The 14,082-nt window shown below is 58.5% G+C and carries 15 protein-coding genes and 1 tRNA gene; 11 read left to right on the top strand and 5 right to left on the bottom strand.

Annotated features, from left to right (window positions below; genetic code table 11):
* Positions 1–100: 100 nt before the first annotated feature.
* Both rimP and AC559A_RS07775 read right to left on the bottom strand, forming a co-directional pair.
* Positions 101–589, bottom strand: coding sequence for a ribosome maturation factor RimP (gene rimP / locus AC559A_RS07780; RefSeq protein WP_498817282.1), 489 nt, complete (start codon positions 587–589; stop codon positions 101–103).
* Between the two features lie 105 nt (positions 590–694).
* Positions 695–770 (bottom strand) — tRNA-Gly (locus AC559A_RS07775).
* A 108-nt stretch (positions 771–878) separates the two neighbouring features.
* Here AC559A_RS07775 and flgF point away from each other — a divergent pair.
* From flgF to fliW, 11 genes are all read left to right on the top strand, one after another.
* The gene (gene flgF / locus AC559A_RS07770) at positions 879–1,655 is read left to right on the top strand and encodes a flagellar basal-body rod protein FlgF (RefSeq protein ID WP_028572366.1); all 777 of its coding nucleotides are present in this window, start codon (positions 879–881) and stop codon (positions 1,653–1,655) included.
* Positions 1,656–1,690: 35 nt separating this feature from the next.
* A complete protein-coding gene (gene flgG, locus AC559A_RS07765) occupies positions 1,691–2,473 on the top strand; it encodes a flagellar basal-body rod protein FlgG (RefSeq protein ID WP_498817280.1) in 783 nt (260 codons plus the stop codon).
* A gap of 226 nt (positions 2,474–2,699) precedes the next feature.
* A complete protein-coding gene (flgA, locus tag AC559A_RS07760) occupies positions 2,700–3,683 on the top strand; it encodes a flagellar basal body P-ring formation chaperone FlgA (protein ID WP_498817278.1) in 984 nt (327 codons plus the stop codon).
* Between the two features lie 67 nt (positions 3,684–3,750).
* Positions 3,751–4,485, top strand: a complete 735-nt coding sequence (locus AC559A_RS07755; RefSeq protein WP_498817276.1) for a flagellar basal body L-ring protein FlgH — start codon at positions 3,751–3,753, stop codon at positions 4,483–4,485.
* A gap of 191 nt (positions 4,486–4,676) precedes the next feature.
* Positions 4,677–5,798 carry a flagellar basal body P-ring protein FlgI gene (locus AC559A_RS07750; protein WP_498817275.1) on the top strand — a complete coding sequence of 374 codons (1,122 nt, stop codon included), beginning with the start codon at positions 4,677–4,679 and terminating at the stop codon, positions 5,796–5,798.
* Positions 5,799–7,001 (top strand): peptidoglycan DD-metalloendopeptidase family protein, encoded by a 1,203-nt coding sequence (locus tag AC559A_RS07745; protein WP_498817273.1) that lies wholly within the window; start codon positions 5,799–5,801, stop codon positions 6,999–7,001.
* A 68-nt stretch (positions 7,002–7,069) separates the two neighbouring features.
* On the top strand, positions 7,070–7,549 hold the full coding sequence (locus AC559A_RS07740) for a flagellar protein FlgN (RefSeq protein WP_028572370.1): 480 nt from the start codon (positions 7,070–7,072) through the stop codon (positions 7,547–7,549).
* A 9-nt stretch (positions 7,550–7,558) separates the two neighbouring features.
* Positions 7,559–9,655 (top strand): flagellar hook-associated protein FlgK, encoded by a 2,097-nt coding sequence (gene flgK, locus AC559A_RS07735; protein ID WP_498817271.1) that lies wholly within the window; start codon positions 7,559–7,561, stop codon positions 9,653–9,655.
* Positions 9,656–9,683: 28 nt separating this feature from the next.
* On the top strand, positions 9,684–11,270 hold the full coding sequence (gene flgL / locus AC559A_RS07730) for a flagellar hook-associated protein FlgL (protein ID WP_498817269.1): 1,587 nt from the start codon (positions 9,684–9,686) through the stop codon (positions 11,268–11,270).
* Positions 11,271–11,295: 25 nt separating this feature from the next.
* Positions 11,296–11,535 (top strand): carbon storage regulator CsrA, encoded by a 240-nt coding sequence (gene csrA / locus AC559A_RS07725; protein WP_028572373.1) that lies wholly within the window; start codon positions 11,296–11,298, stop codon positions 11,533–11,535.
* A complete protein-coding gene (gene fliW, locus AC559A_RS07720) occupies positions 11,511–11,990 on the top strand; it encodes a flagellar assembly protein FliW (RefSeq protein ID WP_035261682.1) in 480 nt (159 codons plus the stop codon). Before csrA ends, fliW begins: the two co-directional genes overlap by 25 nt.
* 10 nt (positions 11,991–12,000) lie before the next feature.
* Here fliW and flgM read toward each other — a convergent pair whose 3' ends face one another.
* The 3 genes from flgM to AC559A_RS07705 form a co-directional block, all read right to left on the bottom strand.
* Complete coding sequence (gene flgM / locus AC559A_RS07715; protein WP_498817267.1) at positions 12,001–12,306, bottom strand: flagellar biosynthesis anti-sigma factor FlgM; 306 nt, start codon at positions 12,304–12,306, stop codon at positions 12,001–12,003.
* A 77-nt stretch (positions 12,307–12,383) separates the two neighbouring features.
* A complete protein-coding gene (locus AC559A_RS07710) occupies positions 12,384–12,800 on the bottom strand; it encodes a DVU0524 family FlgM-associated protein (RefSeq protein ID WP_028572374.1) in 417 nt (138 codons plus the stop codon).
* A gap of 97 nt (positions 12,801–12,897) precedes the next feature.
* Positions 12,898–14,040 (bottom strand): L,D-transpeptidase family protein, encoded by a 1,143-nt coding sequence (locus AC559A_RS07705; RefSeq protein WP_498817265.1) that lies wholly within the window; start codon positions 14,038–14,040, stop codon positions 12,898–12,900.
* Between the last annotated feature and the right edge of the window lie 42 nt (positions 14,041–14,082).

The following is a 14,082-nucleotide window of genomic DNA, read 5'->3' as shown; positions in this document are numbered from 1 at the left end:
GACAACAATTATCATTGTTTTCGGCAATCCTTCATATGTGTCGAAACCCTGCGCCGATTCACAAAGCCCTCTCCGTACCGGAGTCGTCCGGCGGGTTCGGTCAAAACGCATGGATCAAATGAATCTTCTTTATTTGGTCCCAATCCAACGCAATCGGTGCGCCGTTTTCCACAAGCGTGACCAGCGGGCCGTCCACCGCGGACAGTTCGCCGCGACAGGTTTTGCGTCCTTCTAGCGGTTCATGGAGCTGGGCCTGGACGGTCCGCCCAAGGTAGCCTTGGAGTTGCTCCGGCTTGAAGAACCGACGCTCCAGGCCGGGCGAGGAGACCTCCAGATTAAAAGCGCCGGGAAGTCGCTCGTCGATTTCCAGAGCAGGGCCAAGCTGGCGGCTGACCATGGCGCACTGATCAATGGTCGCTCCGCTCTCCGCATCGATATAGATGCGGATCAACGCCTTGCGGCCCAGGGGCAGATACTCCAACCCCCAAAGTTCCAGGCCGAGGCCGTGAACAACGGGCAAAACCAATAACTCCAGATGGCGAAGGATTTCTTCCGACCGAGCGCGGGAAGAAGGGGGAGAAGTCTGCATGGCTGTCTAAAAATCCCAAAAAAAAAGTGGACCACATGGCCCACCCCGTTCGTCGTCTCTGCTGCGCGGCCGGGCCGCTACCGATCAGGATGCTGCGAATAAAGATGGAGCGGGCGACGGGAGTCGAACCCGCGACACCAAGCTTGGGAAGCTTGTACTCTACCAGCTGAGCTACGCCCGCCCGCGAAACGCAATCGTTCATATGCTCAAGGGCCCAGAACTTGTCAAGCATCCAGACCAGAAAAAATGGCTTGGAATTTGCTTGCATCCAAAACCAGGAGGAATCGCGATGCAGACCAGTATGTATAACGCCCTGTTCGGCGCCCTGACCCAGGAACACCGCTTGGCAAACACCGCCAACAATTTGGCGAACGTGAACACCACGGGCTACAAGCGTGAAACCATGGCCTTTCGGGACGTCTTCATCCGTTTCGGCCACGGCATGCTGGACCCTATTTCCGCCATCAACGAAAAATCGCTGCTTCCTGTCCCGGACGAAATGGCCCAGAACCGGATCGCCCTGACCCACATCGACTTTGCTCAAGGATCGGCCAAGGAGACCGGCAATCCGTTGGACGCGGCGCTTCAAGGCGAAGGCTTCTTCAAAGTCCGCACCCTGGAGGGAGATTTCTACACCCGCAACGGCAACTTCCGCCTGACCCCGGGCGGCGAGTTGGTCACGGGGCAAGGCTTCCCCGTGCTCGTGGACGGCGGCCCCGTGAACCTGGAGCCCAACGCCCGGATCGTCATCGGTCCCGATGGAGCAATCCAGGCCAATGGCGAGCCCGTAGGCAATTTTGACCTGGTGACCTTTGAAAACCCACAGGTATTGGAAAAACTGGGCCAAAACATGTTCCGACTCCGTCCCGGAGTCCAGGCCGCTGAACTGCCCGCGGACAACGCCACCGTGATGCAGGGCTACCTGGAAGGGGCGAATGTGGAGGTGGTCAGCGAAATGGTCAACATGATCGAGGCCCACCGCAGTTTCGAAGCCTACCAGAAGGTGATGCACACGGCCCAGGAAGCGGACCAGAAGGTCATCCGGGAAGTGGCTTCACCCCGATAGCAATAATACACTGAAATAGATGGAGGAAAACCTCAATGATGCGCTCTCTATGGACGGCGGCCTCGGGCATGCAGGCCATGCAGATGAATATCGACGTCACGTCCAACAACCTGGCCAACGTCAGCACCACGGGATTCAAAAAAAGCCGGGCTGAATTCGAGGATTTGATGTACCAGACCATGAAGATCGCCGGGGCGGCCAATGCCGCCGGAGACCGGATTCCCACCGGGCTTCAGGTGGGCATGGGGGTTCGCCCCGTGACCGTGCACAAGGAATTCACCACCGGGTCTTTCCAGAACACCGGCAACCCCTTGGATCTGGCCATTGAAGGCGACGGGTTCTTCCAGGTGGATGTGAACGGCGAGTTCGCCTACACCCGGGCCGGGGCCTTCAAATTGACCAACGAAGGTCAGGTGGTCACGGCCAACGGCTACGCCCTCCAGCCGGAGTTCATCGTGCCCCAGGATACCCAGAACATCGTGGTCACGGAAAACGGACGCATCGTGGCCATGGACAGATTCGGCGAGGAGTTGGCCGGTGCGGACATCCCCCTGTTCACCTTCGTCAACCCGCCCGGCCTGAACAGCATCGGTCGAAATATGTTTCTGCCCACCGAAGCATCAGGAGATCCCATTGAGGGGGTTCCCGGCGAGGAAAACGTCGGTACTATTGCCCAGGGTTTTCTGGAAGGCTCCAACGTGGACATGGTCGAGGAGATGGTTCGGCTGATCACCGGCCAGCGGGCCTATGAAATCAACTCCAAGGCCATCCAGACCTCCGACCAGATGCTCCAGACGGCCACGCAGCTTAAGCGGTAATTGAAGTTGGAAGGTGGGAAAGTAAAAAGTGGGGTAACTACTCAGCACCGAGTAGTGCCGTTGCCGGTGTCGGTATCGGAATCTGGATCGGGATCGAAAACGCTGGGAAGCGTTCAAAATTTTTCCTGTTCCGATTCCGATTCCGATAGCGACCCCGACTCCGATTGCCGGAGCAAGGGCGGATACAAAATGTGCTGAGTAGATACAAAGTGGGAAGGCCTGTGCCATGAAAACTTATCTTTTTCGTCTCTCTTCGCTCTATGCGCTCTGCCTGGTGGTCGGCTTGACGCTCCTTTCATCACCCAGCGCGGCCCAGCGCGGCTACTGGCATTACATGATCCAGCCCGTGGCCGCGGTCCAGGGCGAGGTGGTCCGGTTCGGGGACATCGCCGTGCCGTTGACGGATCATGGCCGCGCCCAATGGACGAACCTCGCCGACCGGCCCATGTGGCCCGCTCCGGACAGCGGCAAAACCATGACCTTCTCCCAGGACCGACTGGCCGGAATGCTTCGGCAGTACGTCGGTCACGCCGCCGCCTCCACGCGCATTCCCGGCCAGGTCGTGATCCAGGGTGGGGGGCAGGTGGTGCTGGAGGAAGAGCTGCGGTCCCGCGTCGTCACTTTTTTGACCCCAAAAGTCCGCCAACTGGGAGAAGAAATCACCGTTCGCGACTTTCGCCTTCCGAGCCATATTTTTCTGCCCCACATCCAGGACACCCTGGAGCTGGAACTGGCCGCGGACCCGCAACCCGGACGCAACAGTCTGCGCTTTTTGGTCCGCTCCGTGGACGAGCGAATAACCCGCCGTCTCACCGGCACGGTCTTTCTGGACGTCTGGCAAACCGTGCCCACGGCAGGTCGCCCGTTGAACCGGGGAAATCCGCTGGCCCTGGACGACGTCACCTTTCAGCGCAAGAACCTGGCCTATTTGCGGGAACAGGTCTGGGACGGGACCGGCGGACCATGGCAGATTCGCTCCCCGGTGGGCATGGACCAGGTCATCTACCTGTCCGCCCTGGACCCCTTGCCCGCCGTACGCCGCGGAGAAGTGATCACGCTGATCTATGAGGGCGAGCTGGTCCGGTTGCAGATCCAGGTCCAGGCGCTCCAGGACGGAGCCATTGGGGAAACCATCACGGTGCGGAATTTGCAAAACAACAATGAAGTCCTGGCCCGGATCCGAGATCACGAAACCGTGATGGTCAGGTAAGCCGATGCGTGACCGTGGGACGCTCCCGAGCCGGGGAACCGACCAAAGCAAATACGAGGATAATGCAATGACCGAAAAAACACTCTCCATACGCCCAGCCGTGCTCATGCCCCTGCTAATGGTCCTCGGGCTGAGCGGGTTTGCCTGCGCCCCGGCGAGCACCCAAAGCATGCCGAGCCCGATCCTGACCCAAACCGTGGACTACCCCCAACCGGCCGAACTCAATCCCGGTTCGCTGTTCAACCCGGCCAGCGCGGAGCTGCTCTTCGCGGACAATCGGGCCAGGCGGGTGGGAGACATCGTCCGGATCAAGGTCGTGGAGGAAAGCAAGGCCACGAACAAGGCCACCACGGACACGTCCAGAGAGTCCGACATCGGCATGGGCATTGAGCACCTTTTGGACCAGCGGCTGATCAACGCGGGACTGCCGGTCTTGGGCATTGAACGAGGCCAGTTTGGAGAAACTCCGCTGATCAGCGCCAGGACCTCCAACTCGTTCAAAGGCGACGGGGAAACCAAACGGGAATCCACCATCACGGCCACGGTCGGCGCACGGGTGGTCAAGACGCTTCCCAACGGCCTGATGCAGGTGGAGGGCGCACGGGAAACCCGTGTGAACAACGAAACCCAGATCGTCGTGGTTCGGGGGCTGGTCCGATCCACGGACATTGATCCGGACAACACCATCCTCTCCACCCACATGGCCGACGCGACCATCGAATTCTACGGCATGGGTGTTCTCGCGGACAAACAACGGCCCGGATGGCTGACCCGGATACTGGACAATGTCTGGCCGTTTTAAGGAAAAGTATACGAAATCAGTATTTAATCGTTGTCGAAATCGCAATCGAAATCGAACTAAAATATTGATCTCAACGCATTGAAATGTCTTTTTGCAACATCGATTTCGATCACGATTTCGATTTCGACCTGATCCCGATACGTGCGAGCAGGACAAGACCTTTGCCCCGGCGGCAATCCGGAGGAAATAGTATGTGGAAGAGGTATTTCAAGGCTTCAGCCGTGCTGGTTCTCGCCATGGGCTTCTTGTTTGCGCTGATGGGAACGAATTCGGCCCAGGCCAGCGTCCGGATCAAGGACATCGCCACCGTGGCCGGCGACCGCAGCAACCAATTGGTGGGCTACGGCCTGGTTGTCGGTCTGTCGGGTACCGGCGACCGCCGAGGCGCGGAGTTCACCATCCAGTCCATGTCCAACATGCTGGAACGGATGGGGGTGCGAGTGGATCGCTCCAGGTTGCGGGTGCGTAACGTGGCCGCGGTGATGGTCACCACCCAAATGCCGGTTTCGTCCCGGGCGGGTTCCAGCCTGGACGTGTCCGTGTCCTCGGTGGGCGACGCCACCAGTCTTCTGGGCGGCGTCCTGCTGATGACCCCGCTGCGCGGCGTGGACGGCCAGACCTACGCCCTGGCCCAGGGCCCCTTGCTCCTGGGCGGATTCAGCGCCGGCGGCGACGCGGCCCAGGCCCAGAAAAACATCACCACCGTGGGTCTGATCCCCAACGGAGCCACGGTGGAACGCTCCGTTCCCTTCCAGTTCAACCAACAGGACAACGTGGTCCTGCATCTTCAGACCAAAGACTTTTCCACCGCGGTCCAGGTTGTGGACCGGATCAACGCCAACTTCGGCACCCCTTTGGCCCGGGCCATGGATGTCTCCACCATCGAGGTGGACGTCCCGGACATGTACCAGGGCAATCTGGTTCCCTTCATCGCGGCCCTGGAGGGTCTGCCCATCACCCCGGACTCACGGGCCCGGGTCGTGGTGGATGAGAAGACCGGCACCGTGGTCGTGGGCCAGAACGTCCGTTTGTCCAAAGTCGCCGTGGCCCACGGGAATCTGCATATCGTCGTGGCCGAACGCCCGGAAGTGGTCCAGCCTCAACCCTTCTCCCTGGGTCAGACCGCCGTGGTCCCCCGCACCGAACTGGGCATTCGCGAGGAAGACCGCCGCCTGACTCTCCTTGAAGGGGCCACGCTGCAAGACCTGGTCAACGGCCTCAACGCCATCGGCGCGACGCCCCGCGACCTGATCTCCATCCTGCGCACCCTGAAGTCCGCCGGAGCGCTGCACGCGGACGTGGAGGTGATCTAAATGATCGGCCTGCCGGATACGAACACCCTGCTGCTCGGTCACGGGCAGAACGATGTTCACCGGCGTTTCGACGCGCTCCGGGGACTGCGCTCCGGTGAATCGACCGAAGATTCCCAACGGACCTCCCAAAAAGGCGACCCGCAAGACGCGGCGACCGCCAAGCACGAGAGCAAACTGCGGGAGGCCAGCCAGGACTTCGAGGCCATGTTTCTGCATCAGTTGATCAAGCAGATGCGGGCCACGGTCCCCCACCATGACCCCCTGCGAGGCAAAGGCGAGGAGTTCTGGCAGTCCCATTTCGACATGGAAATGGCCTCGGTTCTGGCCCGAAGCGGGGGGATGGGTCTCGGCGACATGATCTTCGAGCAACTCCGACAGACCCAGGTCCAGGCCACCAAGGACAGCGACCCGGTGGGCAAGCCCATGCCCTTGACCATTCTTGCCCCGCCCCAAAATCCAACTTTGGCCGCCGACGCAACCGCCTCGGAAACCGATCCGGAACCCTCCCTGTCCGCGACCTATCCCCAGGTGGCTTCACTCCAGGGGCCGTTCGCGGCTCCCGAAGCCACGGGTCGACCCCACGGCTCTTCCTTTGACGCCGTAAGCATTCCCGGGACCACCAGCACCATGAATATGGTTCGCTCCCTGGCCCGGTCCATTGAGGAACGCGGCGGGGTGGTTCCGGAACATCCTGGGTCCGTAAACGGTCCGAGCCGAACCGGGTCCGTCGACGGCCCGAGCCTGACCGGGAACATCGATTCGCCCTCTCCGATCCTGCCCCCCATGCACTGGCCCCTTGAAGGCCGGGTCAGCTCCGGGTTCGGCTGGCGTCAGGACCCGTTCACCGGGGAGCAAGCCTGGCACTCCGGCGTGGACATGGCCGCCTCCAAGGGGACGCCCATCGGCGCGGCCTGGGACGGTCGGGTGGTCTTCGTGGGTCAACGCGGCGGCTATGGAAATATGGTGGTTCTGGAGCATGCCGGAGGATGGCGCTCTTACTACGCCCACAACGACCGGAACACGGTCAAGGTTGGAGACAAAATCCAGGCTGGGCAGCAGATCGCCACGGTGGGCTCCACCGGTCGCTCCACCGGCCCCCACCTGCATTTCGAAGTCCGTCAGGGTGCCACGGCCTGGAATCCGAAACAAATCCAGGACCGCCTGGAAGCCGGATTGCACATCGGTAAGCAGGACTCGGCCTAGTTTTTGAATATGTCGACAGTATGCCGGACACCCCGGAAAAATTTGCATCCAACCCCGCGAGGTCGATCATGTCCCGAGCCATACTGCAAAATCTGCATCGTCAAAAACAAGCGCTTTTTCTCCTGTCCCACCTCCTGGACGAGGAGTTCCAACACCTGAGCAAGAGCGATCCCCAAGCCGTGGCCTCGGTGGAATTTTCCATTCAGGAACTGCTGCGCCAGATCGCCGAGGAACGCCGGGGACTCAAGAGCGCCATCCACCAGATCGACCCCGCCCTGCCGGGCATTCGCGACCTACCGTTGATTCTGGATGAGTCCACCCGAGACCAGGTCCGGGACACCCTTCGTCAAATCGACGTTCAGGAACAGGACTGCGCCCGGAAAGCCGCCCAGAACGCCGTGATCACCCGCGGCCTGATGGACCAGAACCAGGCCCTCCTGGATTACCTGACCAACGAAATCCGCCCCAAAAACGGACACACCTACTCCCAACGCGGCAGATGGCTGCACCCCGGCGACACTGGTGCCCTGCTCAAAGGCAGACTGTAGGATCATCCCATGACCGTCGGCGTCAACTCCCTCCTGAACACCGGCAAAGGCGCGCTCCTGGCCTTCCAGTCCGCCATTCACGTCACCGGCGAAAACATCGCCAACGTGAACACCCCGGGCTATAGCCGCCGCTCCGTCCGCCTTGAAGAAAATCCCAGCATCGATTTTCGCCCAGGGCAGATCGGAACGGGCGTCACCGCCAAGGAAGTCATCCGCCATTACGACTACTTTATTGAGCGCCAGTACCTGGACAAATCCTCGACCATGTCCCGCTGGGATTCCCTGCACACCAATCTGCGCCAGGTGGAGATGCTTTTCAATGAGTCTATCGGTGACGGACTAAACAATGTCATGGCCAAATTCTGGGCCGACTGGCAAAACGTCTCCCTGCGCCCCGACGACATGGCCTCCCGGAGCCAGTTACTCAGCACGGCCCAGAACCTGACCAAGCTCGTTAACCAGGTGGACAGCGACATGTCCATGTTCCAGCAGCAGATAAACGATTTCATTATCCAGGACGTGGATCGGGCCAACGAGCTGATGACGCAAATCGCCGAGATCAATTCCAAGATCGCGGTCCACAACCTCCCAGGATCTAACAATGCCAACGCCCTGTTGGACAAACGCGACTCAATGCTTAGGGATCTGGCCGGGATTATCGATATTCAGACCATTGACAAGGGAGGCGGCAACTTCCTCGTGCTAACCACAGCCGGACATACCCTGGTGGACGGAGATGTCGGCGGCCCGCCATATTTTCAGTTGAAGGTCGACGAAGCAAAGAGCTATGCATCGCTGACCTCTGGTTCACTGTTTGATGGAAGCATTAAGTTTTCTGGGAATGCAGAGCGGGAATATTTGGTGAAAGTTGTTAGTTCAGGCGCGTTGGGAACTGCCAAATTCGAACTGTCCTTAGACGGCGGCGAGACGTGGCTGACAAAAGATGATGGGACAAGAGAAACCTTTACCGCGCAGCCGGATACCGCCAAAATCAACATCCAAGGAGTGGATATCTGGTTTGACCCAGGTACTGAGAATCTGGCTGTTGGCGATACGTTCACCATCGTCCCAAAGAGCGGTCTGTACTGGTACAAGAATACGTCGTCAGCGATGAACATAACCCCGCAGATTCACTTCAACGGCGTTGACAACGACCGGCGGGCCACGGGCGGAAGCCTGACCGGTTACTTTAATTTTCGAGACGATTCTATCGGACAGTTTCGGGAAAAACTGGACTCTTTGGCCACGACCCTGGCTTGGGAAGTGAACCGCATCCACAGCCAGGGCGCGGGACTGGAAAAGTTCACAAATGTTCTGGGCACATACAGCGTAAACAACATAAACCAGCCCCTGGGCAACCCGTCTTCCGGACTGTTTTTTGGAGACGAGAACAGGCTGAAGGCGGGAAATCTGACCATGTGGGTGTATGACGCAAATGGCGATCCGACTTCAACAAGTTTAACTTTCCCAGCAGGTGGCAGTGTTGATCCAAATTTTGATCCAAATTTTCATACCCTTGAACATGCACGGCAAGCCTTTGATGGTATTGCTGGAATCACTGCAACAATTAGCAATAATAAATTGAGGCTTGAGGCGGCCCCAAATACTTCTTTTGCCTTCGGCTCCGACTCCACTGGCCTGCTGGCAGCGCTGGGACTGAACACGTTTTTCGACGGCACGGATGCCAGCACGTTGAGCATGACAAATACCGTGCACGTCAACCTGAGCATGATCAATGCCGGCCATGTGAATGGGGCTGGAGAGATCAACACGGGAGACAATGTCACTGCAGTATCCTTGGCCGCACTGCAATATGAAAAGGTCAATTTCTATAAATCGTTGGAAGGCGATACCAAGCAGACACTTTCCAACTACTACAATTCACTGACAGCAAATGTCGGAGCAGCGACTTCTAATGCCAGATTCAACTTCAATTACCACAAAGCCTTGACGGACGACCTGCGCAATCGCCAGGAAGAAATAGCCGGCGTGAACCTGGACGAGGAAATGAGCAACCTGATCAAATTCCAGCATTCCTACAGCGCGGCCTCCAAGCTCATCTCCACGGCGGACCAGATGTTTCAGACCATCCTGTCCATGAAGTAGGCGCAACGTCGGCAAGGAGTAATGCCCCATGCGTGTCAGTCATCGAAATATCTACGCGAACGTGCTCAATTACATGAACCGGTCGCTGACAGGCTTGGTCGACCTGAACTTGCAGGCCTCCAGCCAAAAAAAAATCAACCGGCCCTCGGACAACCCCGCCGGGATGTCCCGGGTTCTTTCCTATCGGGACTCCATGGCCTCCATGACCCAGTATAGGAAAAACATCGACACGGCCCAGGGCTGGAACGGGCTGGCGGACGAAAACCTGATGCAGGTCAGCGTGGTTATTTCCCGGCTCAAGGAATTGGCCCAGCAGGCCGCCACGGGCACGTACACGGGGGACAACCGCGAGCAGATATCCTACGAGGCGCGCCAGCTCTATGAACAGTTGATCATGCTCTCCAACGCATCCTTCGAGGGCAAACACATCTATTCCGGGCACAAGGTTGACACTCAGGCCTTCAGGCAGGCCCTGTTTGCGCAGAGCAATGATGGAAGCATTCGCAGCCAGGATATTCTCGAGATCACTGGAGATAGCAATAAAACAATTCTGGTACAGTTTTTAGAAGATGGAGTTACGGGAACAAACTCATTAGACTACAGATATTCAAAAGATGGCGGGAAGACATGGGCGACAGGGACGTTGCCGCAATCCGCCCTCCCGCCTGCTGATCCCTCCGTTGTGATGGATCTCGGTGGTGTGCGCGTCACACTGGACACTGGACGAACAGTAATCGCCAATGCCCAAGATAACACCAACGACACCAGCGGCACATGGCTCTGGGTGCGTCCGACAGCGGTTTATCAGGGGGATGACGAAGACAGACACAATGTGCCTGTGGACAAGTTTGTCCAAAATTCAAACGTGGCCGCAACTGCCGAAGGCAATTTCAGCAGCAACGTCATGGTGAAAATTACCGGCTTTCCCGCAGGCCCTCTGCCTCTTGTCGAATATTCCTCCAGCATGGATGGCGGGCGGACCTGGGCGGACAAGAAAACCGCGCCACATGTTACTGGCGGCGTCTCGTCGCTGCCTGTTCCGGGTGGATTCTTGAATGTGAATGAAGCTGCCGACCTCATCCTTGTTGGAGACCAATTCGTCATCCGCCCATCCCGCGCCCTGATGCACGTCGAGATATCCCAAAGTGAAACCGTCCAGATCAACAACATCGGCAAGGATGTATTTGGTGGCCTATACCCAGAAGCCCGAGTAAACCCAACCCCTCCTCCTTCTCATCTTTCCCCTATTCTTCAACCCGTCCCTTTGGGCAGGGAGGGCTCTGGAGCCAACCTCTTTGAAACCGTCGGCAAGCTGATCGGGTATCTGGAAACGAACACCCAGCAAGGTGCCCAGGAAGCCCTGGATGATCTGAACGACGCCCACGCCCACATCACCACGTACCTGGCCGGAGTGGGCTCGCGGCGGAATCGGTTGGATTTGACGGACAATATTTTGGTCGGATTGCAGTTGAACGCATCCGAGCGCAAAAGCAGCATCGAAGACGTGGACGTGGCCGAGTTGATGACCCAGATGCACATGCAACAGATCACCTACGAAGCCGTGTTGAAATCCTCCACCACCATCATGCGCATGAGCCTGGTCAATTTCATGTAGGCATCATGGCACGGATCAACGAACCATGCTCATTTTGACCCGAAAGGCGGGGGAAAGCCTGTACCTGGGCGACGACATCAAGGTCACCGTGCTCAGGGTCCAGGGCAATCAGGTCAAGCTGGGGTTCGACATCCCCAGGGATCTGACCGTGCATCGGGAGGAGGTCTATTTGCGGATCAAGGAAGAAAATCTGATGGCCGCGCGGGCCACGGAGCAAGACTTTTTCATGGCGACGGAATTATGGTCCAGAAAAAAGAAAGAGTAATTCATTCCCGGGTCGGGCCGCTGCATGTAGAGCAGGATCGCCTGATCCTGTTCCCGAAGGGGTTGGTGGGTTTTGAAGCGCAACGGGATTTCGCCCTGGTCCGATTGCGGGAGGACTCGGCCTTCTTTTTGTTGCAGAGCTGTACGGATCCGCAACTGGGCTTGATGGTCGCCGACCCCTACGTGTACGTGCCGGATTACCGGATCAAGATCAGCACGGTGGAGCAAGAACTGTTGCGGTTGAGGAACATTCGCGAGGCCGTGGTCCTGGTCACGGTGACCATCCCGCCGGGCAAGCCGGAAGACGCGATCTTGAACCTGGTCGGCCCCTTGGTCATCAACATTCGCCTCCGCCGGGGGATGCAGGTCCCGCAGAACCAGTTGCGGCACCCTCCGAGGCTGCATCTGGCCGGCGGCGGTCAAACAGGCGAAGGACCGCCATGCGAACCTTCATAAGCGTCAGGCGTCAAACCGACCGTTCCCAGAGGCCGCTTTCCTGTTCCACCAGTTTTTCGGCGGTCCTGCGACTGTTCATCTCATAGGTATTGGTCTCCACCTGATGCCTGAGCTGCTCGACCCGCTCCGTGCGCACCCCGGAACCGGCTTGGGCGGCGGTCATCGCGGCGCGCAAGGTCTGGGCACCGGCGGAGAGGGTGACCCGGTCGCTTTGCTGGGTCGAGGCTTCCGAAGCAGGCCCGCCACGGGTCGGCTTGCTCCCTACATCCCGACTTTCCGGGGGACGAAAGGTATCAATGAGATTTTTGATTTGCATTTTTTGCCTCCTTGCTCTCTAACCGTATATCGGCAAAACCCTGTCGGACTTTAGGCGCGGGCATCGGCCAGGGCCCACTACAGCATCGTCTCGCTGACTTTGTCCAGGGTAATGCGCCAGAAGCGTTCAAGAATAGTGGTCTTTTCCTCACCGGTGACCTCGACCCGTTCTTCGCCGTTCTTACGCAGAATCTGCATTTCGGGCTCCAGAGGAAGATACCGAAACTCCATGTCAAAGCCGAACTCCCGTTGCAGATCCCGTTTGATGTCCAGGACTACGGGATTGTTGCTCCCGGAGACCATCAGGCTGTCCATGATCTCGGTGGCGATCTTCTCCACCAACTGCTTGCGACGGGCATCCTGGGACAAATTGATCACGTCCCCCGGCGAAGCCCGCTGGAGCAGCATGCGATATCGCGCCATTCGCCGCCCCTGGTCCAGGTGCTGGTCGTAGACGCGAAGCATGTTTTGAACTTGGAACGGCCGAATGGTCACAATGGATTACTCCTCATGACTCTTATCGGCGGACTTCTGAAAAACTTTATATCTAGAAGCACCTGAAATATTTTGAATTGCGAAACTCAATCCCTGCTCAGTACGTTCCTTCGTAGATGATGCGCCACTGGCCGTCGGCTTCGTGCCTCCAAAACTGACGTTTGCGGGAAGAGGACTGAAAATTATCGCTCCAATAATCCTGGAAAAAAGTGGCCACCATGACTCCAGGAGCTTCAGGGTATTCAAAGAGGTTGACGTTGGTCAGATGGACCCGAATTTCGCTTTTTCCGGCGTTGACCCTCCGCTTGTGTCGCGTCCAGGCGGCATGGTTCTGGGACCCGCTTCGAAAATCCCGTGAGTAATGCGTCAAATAAGCGTCGGTATTCAGACTTTCCCAATCTGAACGCCACGCTTCCAGCATGTCCAGCATTTCCTCGCGGGTCATGTCCAAGTCCCCCGGATCAGCCCAGGACACTCGCCGGGCGATGACCACGGGGACATTACCGTGCTTGAGCAACGGAGCCAGGGCTTCCAGGTCCTTGTTGTGCATGGTCACGCACCCGTCGCTGTCCTGGGGCGGACGACTGAACGTCCCAGTGGGATTCCCGTGCAGCCAAATTCCGTGCCCGGTCTTACCCAGTCGACGGTCCAGCGGATTGGGATAATCCAGAGTGAAGGCCCCCCAGCCATACAAATTGGGAAGACGGTTTCCTGGAATATGCTCCTGAATGAAATACACGCCCAAAGGCGTCCGTCGGTCGCCTTCCCGGTGCTTCTCCGGGCCCTCCTTGCCTCCGGACACGTAATAGTCGTCCACAATGCGCAACCCGTCGCCTATATTCGCCAAGACGTACATCCGGGACAGTTCCAGATCCACGACCAAGGCGTACGGCTCGCTCTCGCCCAGGGCGACCAGGTTGGACGGCAACAGCGCGCCGTTATTCGGCCGTTGCTGGTAGTACAGCCACCGCCGACGGACTTCATCCGCCAGCCCGGCCAGTTCCTCGTCAGGAACAACCCCCGCTCCGAGCCCGCGCAACGCCCCGGCCCGAGCCGCCAAAACATCGGCATAGACCAGTTGGGCCAGACGGAAGTCCGGATTGTCCCGAATCAGGTCCTCCAGCAGGACCTGGGCCTGATCCAGGCGCTCACGCTGCACGTTCTCCAAGGCGTTGAGCAGAAACACCTCTGGTTCTCGGGTAATGCTCAACCCATGCCCCTTGGCCAGAAGTTCCTCCACGTTCGCCTCGGCCGGGCGACTTGGAAGGAATAGCAAGCAACA

It is taken from the genome of Desulfonatronum zhilinae (assembly GCF_900182865.1).
Lineage (GTDB): Bacteria > Desulfobacterota > Desulfovibrionia > Desulfovibrionales > Desulfonatronaceae > Desulfonatronum > Desulfonatronum lacustre.
Note: the sequence above shows the minus strand (reverse complement) of the source record. Positions and strands in the feature narration are given on the sequence as shown.

Coding starts and splice junctions, on each gene's coding strand:
- flgA (WP_498817278.1), top strand. CDS start 2,700: ATGAAAACTTATCTTTTTCGTCTCTCTTCGCTCTATGCGCTCTGCCTG.
- csrA (WP_028572373.1), top strand. CDS start 11,296: ATGCTCATTTTGACCCGAAAGGCGGGGGAAAGCCTGTACCTGGGCGAC.
- flgL (WP_498817269.1), top strand. CDS start 9,684: ATGCGTGTCAGTCATCGAAATATCTACGCGAACGTGCTCAATTACATG.
- AC559A_RS07755 (WP_498817276.1), top strand. CDS start 3,751: ATGACCGAAAAAACACTCTCCATACGCCCAGCCGTGCTCATGCCCCTG.
- flgF (WP_028572366.1), top strand. CDS start 879: ATGCAGACCAGTATGTATAACGCCCTGTTCGGCGCCCTGACCCAGGAA.
- flgG (WP_498817280.1), top strand. CDS start 1,691: ATGATGCGCTCTCTATGGACGGCGGCCTCGGGCATGCAGGCCATGCAG.
- flgK (WP_498817271.1), top strand. CDS start 7,559: ATGACCGTCGGCGTCAACTCCCTCCTGAACACCGGCAAAGGCGCGCTC.
- AC559A_RS07745 (WP_498817273.1), top strand. CDS start 5,799: ATGATCGGCCTGCCGGATACGAACACCCTGCTGCTCGGTCACGGGCAG.
- AC559A_RS07740 (WP_028572370.1), top strand. CDS start 7,070: ATGTCCCGAGCCATACTGCAAAATCTGCATCGTCAAAAACAAGCGCTT.
- AC559A_RS07750 (WP_498817275.1), top strand. CDS start 4,677: ATGTGGAAGAGGTATTTCAAGGCTTCAGCCGTGCTGGTTCTCGCCATG.
- flgM (WP_498817267.1), bottom strand. CDS start 12,306: ATGCAAATCAAAAATCTCATTGATACCTTTCGTCCCCCGGAAAGTCGG.
- rimP (WP_498817282.1), bottom strand. CDS start 589: ATGCAGACTTCTCCCCCTTCTTCCCGCGCTCGGTCGGAAGAAATCCTT.
- fliW (WP_035261682.1), top strand. CDS start 11,511: ATGGTCCAGAAAAAAGAAAGAGTAATTCATTCCCGGGTCGGGCCGCTG.